6 protein-coding genes and 2 pseudogenes are annotated in these 7,349 nt (G+C 71.5%); 5 read left to right on the plus strand and 3 right to left on the minus strand.

Annotation, left to right across the window (positions count from 1 at the left end; all coding sequences use genetic code 11):
* Positions 1–53: 53 nt before the first annotated feature.
* Together FHX80_RS34515 and FHX80_RS34520 are read right to left on the minus strand one after the other, a co-directional pair.
* Entirely contained in the window at positions 54–1,577 is a 1,524-nt protein-coding gene (locus FHX80_RS34515) for an acyl-CoA carboxylase subunit beta (protein WP_411977561.1), read from the minus strand.
* Between the two features lie 270 nt (positions 1,578–1,847).
* Positions 1,848–2,051 (minus strand): acyl-CoA carboxylase subunit epsilon, encoded by a 204-nt coding sequence (locus FHX80_RS34520; RefSeq protein WP_145767922.1) that lies wholly within the window; start codon positions 2,049–2,051, stop codon positions 1,848–1,850.
* Between the two features lie 329 nt (positions 2,052–2,380).
* Between FHX80_RS34520 and FHX80_RS34525 the strand changes: the two genes are divergently transcribed.
* The 5 genes and pseudogenes from FHX80_RS34525 (at position 2,381) to FHX80_RS34545 (ending at position 6,789) form a co-directional block, all read left to right on the plus strand.
* Positions 2,381–2,791, plus strand: a complete 411-nt coding sequence (locus tag FHX80_RS34525; protein ID WP_145767923.1) for a VOC family protein — start codon at positions 2,381–2,383, stop codon at positions 2,789–2,791.
* 374 nt (positions 2,792–3,165) lie between these two features.
* Positions 3,166–3,693 (plus strand): helix-turn-helix transcriptional regulator, encoded by a 528-nt coding sequence (locus FHX80_RS34530; RefSeq protein ID WP_145767924.1) that lies wholly within the window; start codon positions 3,166–3,168, stop codon positions 3,691–3,693.
* Positions 3,690–4,361 (plus strand): annotated as a pseudogene (locus FHX80_RS34535) (glyoxalase). Before FHX80_RS34530 ends, FHX80_RS34535 begins: the two are co-directional and overlap by 4 nt.
* Positions 4,362–4,422: 61 nt before the next feature.
* Positions 4,423–4,908 carry an iron chaperone gene (locus FHX80_RS34540; RefSeq protein ID WP_145767926.1) on the plus strand — a complete coding sequence of 162 codons (486 nt, stop codon included), beginning with the start codon at positions 4,423–4,425 and terminating at the stop codon, positions 4,906–4,908.
* Between the two features lie 1,014 nt (positions 4,909–5,922).
* The gene (locus FHX80_RS34545; protein WP_145767927.1) at positions 5,923–6,789 is read left to right on the plus strand and encodes a helix-turn-helix domain-containing protein; all 867 of its coding nucleotides are present in this window, start codon (positions 5,923–5,925) and stop codon (positions 6,787–6,789) included.
* Positions 6,790–6,832: 43 nt separating this feature from the next.
* Here FHX80_RS34545 and FHX80_RS34550 read toward each other — a convergent pair.
* A pseudogene (locus FHX80_RS34550) lies at positions 6,833–7,349 on the minus strand (hypothetical protein); the annotation flags it as partial.

The raw sequence follows: 7,349 nt of genomic DNA on the forward strand, positions 1-7,349 counted from the left end.
AGTTCCCACCCCATTTCATGACACCCCCGTTCCGGTTGGAGTGCGCTGGGCTGTTATTGCGGGGGGTTGCCGTGTTTGCGGTGGGTTGGGTCGGTGTGTTTGGTGTGGAGCATGGTGAGGGCGGCGATGAGTGTTTCGCGGGTGTGGGTGGGGTCGATGATGTCGTCGATGAGGCCGTGTTCCGCTGCGTGGTAGGGGTGCATGAGTTCGGTCTTGTATTGCTTGATGAGGTGGGCGCGGGTGGCCTCGGGGTCGTTGGAGTGGGCGATCTGTCTGCGGAAGATGATGTTGGCGGCGCCCTCGGCACCCATGACGGCGATTTCGTTGGTGGGCCAGGCATAGGTGAGGTCGGCGCCGATGGACTGGGAGTCCATGACGATGTAGGCGCCACCGTAGGCCTTGCGCAGGATGAGGGAGATTCTGGGCACGGTGGCGTTGCAGTAGGCGTACAGGAGTTTCGCGCCGTGGCGGATGATGCCGCGGTGTTCCTGGTCGATGCCGGGGAGGAAGCCGGGAACGTCCAGGAGGGTGATGACCGGGATGTTGAAGGCGTCGCACATCTGGACGAACCGTGCGGCTTTTTCGGAGGCTTCGATGTCCAGGACACCGGCGAGTGCCTGTGGCTGGTTGGCGACGATGCCGGCGACCTGGCCGTCGAGGCGGCCGAGTGCGCAGATGATGTTGCGGGCCCAGCGTTCGTGGATTTCGAGGTAGTCGCCGTCGTCGAGGATTTCCTCGATGACCTGGTGCATGTCGTAGGGGCGGTTGCCGTCGGCGGGCACCAGGTCCAGGAGGGCCTGGGAGCGGCGGGTCCGCGGGTCGGCGCACGGCAGACGGGGCGGGTACTCGCGGTTGTTCTGCGGGAGCATCGACAGGAGGTAGCGGACCTCGGCGATGCAGGTCTCCTCGTCGTCGTACGCGAAGTGCGCGACGCCGGAGGTCTCGGCGTGCACATCGGCGCCGCCGAGGCCGTTCTGGGTGATCTCCTCGCCGGTGACCGCCTTCACGACGTCCGGTCCGGTGATGAACATCTGCGAGGTCTCGCGGACCATGAAGACGAAGTCGGTGAGGGCCGGGCTGTAGGCCGCGCCGCCCGCGCACGGGCCGAGCATCACGCTGATCTGCGGGATGACACCGGAGGCCCGGGTGTTGCGCCGGAAGATCCCGCCGTAGCCGGCGAGCGCGGAGACGCCCTCCTGGATCCGGGCGCCCGCGCCGTCGTTCAGGGAGACCAGCGGGGCACCGGCCGAGAGGGCCATGTCCATGATCTTGTGGATCTTCGTGGCGTGGGCCTCGCCCAGAGCGCCGCCGAAGATCCGGAAGTCGTGCGCGTAGACGAAGACCGTCCGGCCCTCGACCGTCCCCCAGCCGGTGATCACCCCGTCGGTGTAGGGGCGCTTGTCCTCGAGTCCGAAGCCGGTCGCCCGGTGCCGGCGCAACTGTTCCACCTCGCGGAACGATCCCTCGTCCAGGAGCAGTCCGATGCGCTCCCGGGCGGTCAGCTTGCCCCTGGCGTGCTGCGCCTCGGTGGCTTTCTCGCTGGGGCCGCCGATCGCTTGTGCACGGACCGCGTGCAGTTCGCCGGTCCGCGCGTGGGCGTTGGCGGGTTCCCCGCCGGGGCCACAAGTTGTTTGCGCACGGGCCGTATGCGGTTCGGCCGTCCGCACGTGGGCGCCGGCTGTCTCAGCAGAGGCCCGAGGAGGGTTGTTCACTCCTGTCACGACACGTCCCTTCCTCTCTCAGGGTGCGGCCCGGTCGGCGCTCCACCGCAAGAGGGACCGCTGGTGCGGTGTGTGCGGGTGGGGCGTGGCGGGCACGTGATTCAGCCGGGGTGGAGGGGCCGGCTGCTAACGCCAGCTGTACGGGGAGTGGTAGACCGTGCCGGCCCGTTCCGGTTCCCACCGGGGGGCCGGGGGCGGCCGTACGTCGCTGTTCTCCTCGTCGCGTCCCGCGAGCAGTGAGCACAGCACGGCGGTGACCGCGGCCAGTTCCGCGTCGGTGGCCCGCCCGCGCTCCACCCGGAACGTGGGCGCGGTGCCGGTATCGCCCATTTTTTTCCTCCCTCGGAGTTTCGTTCACGGTCCGCCACCGGCCTACAGGAGTGCTCCGGCCCCGCTTGAGGATCGCCGGGGACCGTCCTGGGGAATGCTGCTCGTGGCGCGGGCCCGGGGGAGGGCCGGTGTGCCGGAGCGGAGGGGCCGGCGCCGAGCCTGCACCGCTCCCACCGGGGCGGCTGACGGGCGGCTGACGGGGTGTCGGGTGCGCTGCCGCGGGGAGGGCGGGTGCGTTCCGGGTGACATGCCGGTGAACGTCATGAGGTGTCCGGATCGAGCAGGAATCGAGAAGCACCGTTCACGCGGTCGCGTCTAGCCTGCTCTCCATGGACATCACCATTCACACGACGGCTCTGCCGCACGACGACCCGGACGCCTCGCTGGCCTTCTACCGCGACGTCCTCGGCTTCGAGGTCCGCAGCGATGTCGGACAGGGCAGGATGCGCTGGATCACGGTCGGTCCGGCCGGTCAGCCCGGCACGTCGATCCTTCTGGCACCGCCCGCCGCCGATCCCGGCGTCACGGAGGACGAGCGCCGTACCGTCACCGAGATGATGGCCAAGGGCACCTACGGGTGGATCCTGCTGGCCACCCCGGACCTCGACGCCACGTTCGAGAAGGTGCAGGCCGGTGACAGCGAGGTCGTCCAGGAGCCGACCGAGCAGCCCTACGGTGTCCGCGACTGCGCCTTCCGCGATCCCGCGGGCAACCTGGTCCGCATCCAGGAACTGCGCTGAGCCATGCGGGCAGCGGTGCGGCCGCGCGGGCGGCGTCACGACCGCCCATGAGACGCACCGGGCACACCGCACCGGGCACACCGCACCGGCCACACCGCACCGGGCACACCGCACCGGGCACACCGCACCGGCCACACCGCACCGGCCACACCGGACCGGCCACACCGGACCGGTCACTCCGGGCCGGGCACTTCGGGCCGGGCACTTCGGGCCGGTCACTCCGGGGCGGGCACTCCGGGCCGGGCACTCCGGGCCGGGTCCGGTGGCCCGGTCCGTGCCCCCGGGTGTCGGGGCACCCGGCCTCGGCGGGGCGCCCCCCGGCACCCGGGGGCGCGGACGGCATGGGAAGACGAACGACGAGGGGGAGGGTTCTCATGTGCAAGCCCGAATGGCGGCGTGCACGCGTCCAGGCGCAGCGCCTGGACGATCTCGCGCGGCTGCGCCGGGTCCGTGACCGGATCGACAGGGAGTACGCGCAGCCGCTGAACGTGGAGGCGCTCGCTCGTGATGCGCACATGTCCGCCGGGCACCTCGGGCGGCAGTTCCGGGCCGCCTACGGTGAGGCGCCGTACGGGTATCTGATGACGCGTCGCATCGAGCGGGCGACGGCGCTGCTGCGGCGGGGCGACATCAGCGTCACCGAGGTCTGCCTCGCGGTCGGCTGCGCGTCGCTGGGCACGTTCACCACCCGCTTCACCGAGCTGGTCGGTATGCCTCCGGGGGCCTTCCGGCGCCAGGCCGCGGAAGCGGCGTCCGGCCCTGCCGGTGCCGATAACGCGGTCACGGTCGGTGACGCGGGACCGGCGATCACGGTGGAGGGGATGCCCGCGTGCGTGGCCAGGCAAGTGGCGGGGCCGGTCAGGATTCGAGAAGCTCCGGCCACCGCCCGGCGCCTAGCATGACGGACATGGCAACCACCGCTTCCACCGCAGTCCACACGGTTCTCGCGTCCGTCACCCTCGAGGTGGCCGACCTCGAGGCCGCCCGCCGCTTCTACGACGCCTTCGGCGTGAACACGTACATTCGCCTGCGGGCGTCCGAGGCGCACTCGACCGGGTTCCGCGGCTTCACCCTGGCACTCACGGTGTCCGGGCCGGCGACCGTCGACGGCTTCGTCGCCGCCGCCGTGGACGCCGGCGCCACGGTGCTGAAGCCCGCCACGAAGTCGCTGTGGGGTTACGGCGGCGTGGTCCAGGCCCCGGACGGGACGATCTGGAAGAATCGCGGACGTCGGCGAAGAAGGACACCGGCCCCGCCACCCGTGAGATCGACGAGTTCGTCCTGCTGCTCGGTGTCGAGGACGTGAAGGCGACCAAGCAGTTCTACGTCGACCGGGGCCTGGCCGTGGCCAAGAGCTTCGGCGGCAAGTACGCCGAGTTCGCCTCCGGTCCGTCCAGCCCTGTCAAGCTGGCGCTGTACAAGCACCCGCGCGCTGGCCAAGGACCTCGGTGTTCCCGCCGACGGCACCGGCTCGCACCGTATCGTCCTCGGCGGCACCGTCGACGCCTTCACCGACCCGGACGGCTTCGCCTGGGAGACCGTCGCGCCGCCTTCCCCCGCACAGTCCTGACGTCCGGTCCGGCACTCCCGAACCGCCCTGTCTCACTCTTTTGCACGAGAGGAAACCTGCTATGCCGTCGACGAAGTCACCCGCCAAGAATTCCGGCACGTCCGCCGAGAAGTACGACGGATTCACCGCCGAAGAGCGGGCCGCGATGAAGGATCACGCACGCGACCAGAAGAAGACGGCGGCGCGGCGTGGTTCGTCCCGGGCGGAGAAGGAGGCCGCGGCGGAGCAGGACGTCCTCGCGAAGATCGCCGAGATGCCGGAATCGGACCGGGTCCTCGCCGAGCGGATCCACGAGATCGTCAGGGCCGCCGCTCCCGGCCTCGCACCCAAGCTCTGGTACGGGATGCCCGCGTACGCCAGGGACGGCAAGGTCGTCTGCCACTTCCAGAGCGCGGAGAAGTTCAAGTCGCGCTACGCCACGCTCGGCTTCAGCGACCAGGCGGCCCTCGACGAGGGCGCGATGTGGCCGACCGCCTATGCACTGAAGGAGCTGACCGCGGCCGACGAAAAGGTCATCAGCGCCCTCGTGAAGAAAGCAGGGGCCTGAGGCCGGCCGGGACACCCCGGCCGGAAGTCCCGGGCCGGGCCGTCTGTCCGCGCGGGGCTGTTCGTCCAGCTCCGGCCGCTTGTCCGTGCCGGGCCGGATGTTCCGAACACCGCTACTCCGTTCGGGTGTTGTCGCGTGTCGTGCTCTACGTCGGGCAGGGCCCGACTCCACGTTGCCGCGGTGATCGCCGAGGATGTTCCACGGGGACGGAGGGTGACCTTCCCCGGTCCCGGAGGCCGCCGGCCGTGTCGGCGGGGGAGCGGGTTCCTCACCCCCTGTGCCCGATGGCGGTGCGCAGCCGTGACACGCGCGCAGGTGCGTGTACGGGATCGGGCCGTGGCTGAGCTTCCTGGCCGTGGGGGGCCGGGGCCGGCCGCGGGCGGTGCCCGCCGACGCGGACGTGTTCGGGTGTGCGAGTTCTGGCGGACAGCGGACAGCGGACAGCGGACAGCGGATGGCGGTTGGCGGGGGGCGGTTGGCGGGGGCGGTTCCGGCCGGTCCGCGGCGGGCGGCGCCCGGGGCGCTTCAGGGGGATCCGGTGATGCAGGACAGGCTTCTGCGGCGGGGACGGCACGCCGCCACGCAGTGGTCGGTCCGGTGGAGGTGCGGGAGGTCCGTGTGCCGGCCCGGTGCGGCCGGTGAGGGGCGTTGGGGCCGCCCCGGCGGTAGCGCACGCCGCTCCACGGGTTGCCCTCACCTGAGCTGCCGGGCCTGCGGCCCGACCGGTCCCGGCGCCGGCCGTGCCACCCGCACCGTCGTGTTTCACCGGCTCGCATCCGGCCGTATCCGGCTCTCGGCCACGGCACCGGCAGGCGCCCGTACGTGCACGTGTCCCGCAGGACGTGGGCGCGGACCCGTCCGGGAGAAAGCACCCCCGGCCGCTTTTCCTCATTCTTTTCCGCCCATGCATTTCCGGGGGAAAAGCACAAGTGAACATCTCACGAGTGTTCTTCGAGTTGTGCGCGACGTCGCCGCGCGATCCTTCTGTCTGGATCGAGACGTAGTGAGGTGCGTATGGACAACGCAGCAGAAAGGGCGATCGAGTGCATTCGGGAGCGTTACGGCGAGCCGCTGACTCTCACGGAGATCGCCGAAAGTGCTCTGCTCAGCCGCTTCTATTTCGCGCGGCTGTTCAAGGAGGAGACCGGGATCACTCCCGGGAGATTCCTGGCAGCGATCCGCATTCACGAGGCCAAGCGGCTCATCAAGCACACCTCGATGAGCATCATCGATATCTCCTACGCGGTCGGCTACAACAGCCTGGGGTCGTTCACCAACTCCTTCACGTCCGGTGTCGGGGTCTCCCCGAGCCGTTACCGGCGGCTGTCGCGGGACGGCGGGGACGGGCTGCCGGGACCCGAGCCCGATCTCCGTGCCGGGTACGGCACGATCGCGGGCACCATCAGTCTCCCGGCCGGCCACGGCAACGCGCGCGTGTTCCTCGGGGCCTTCGGCACCCCCGTGGTCCAGCACCCGTCCGTCGCCTCGGCCGTCGTCGACGTACCGGCCGGCCGGCCGTCCTGCTACGTGCTCCAGAACGTTCCCGAGGGGGAGTGGCACCTGCTCGCGGTGGCGGCCGCCGACGGCATCGGGCCCGAGGCCCGCACCCGGCGGACCGCCCTCGTCGCGGGGCGCGGCCCGGCGACCGTGCCCGTCACCGCCGGCGTGATCGTGAGCGCCGCAGTACGGCTGCGGCCCGTACGGGCCACCGATCCGCCGGTCCTGCTGGCGTTGCCCGAACTCGTCCCGCCGGCCGAGGTCGTCTCCCACCCCGGCTGCGTCTCCCTCGGCCCGCAGGCCGAGCCGGTGGCCGGGGGGCGCCGGGACGCGGGCCACCTCAAGGTGGCGTCCGCGGCGCCGGAGCCGGCCCCCGTGGCGTAGACCGCCCCGGGCCCTGCCCGCCGGGCGGCCCTGGCCGGGCAGGTCACGGAGCCACGTCCTGCTTGGCCTTGAGCTGCTCGGCGAGCAGGTGCCACTCGCGGCCGATGCGCTCGGCGATCGGGGCGATGACACCGGCCCAGTGCGCCGGGACGGCGTCGACCAGGTCGCTCCGCTCCTCGTTCGGGTCGGTGACGTGCGCCTGCATCCAGCGCAGGAATTCCCGGCCGCCCGCCGTGTACCGGATGGCCGGGTCTCTGGCCATCTTCGCCGCGACCGCCGCCCACGCGGGCGGCGTCTCGCTGTGGTTCCTGCGCTGCGGTGCGGTGTCGGCGCCGGCCGCCACCCGCAGCGGGCCCTGGGAGGCGCCGCCCGCCGCCGGAGCCGTACGCGCCGGCTCCTCGGGGCGGCCCACGGACGGTACGGACCGCAGGGCCTGGAGCGGCCGGACGGCCGGCAGCGGCTGCACCGGGTACGCGGGCGGTGCGAACGGACCGGGGTACGTGAACGGGGCGGGGTGCATGAACGGAACGGGCTGCGCCGGGTGCCCGGGGCGGCCGAAC

It is taken from the genome of Streptomyces brevispora (assembly GCF_007829885.1).
Lineage (GTDB): Bacteria > Actinomycetota > Actinomycetes > Streptomycetales > Streptomycetaceae > Streptomyces > Streptomyces brevispora.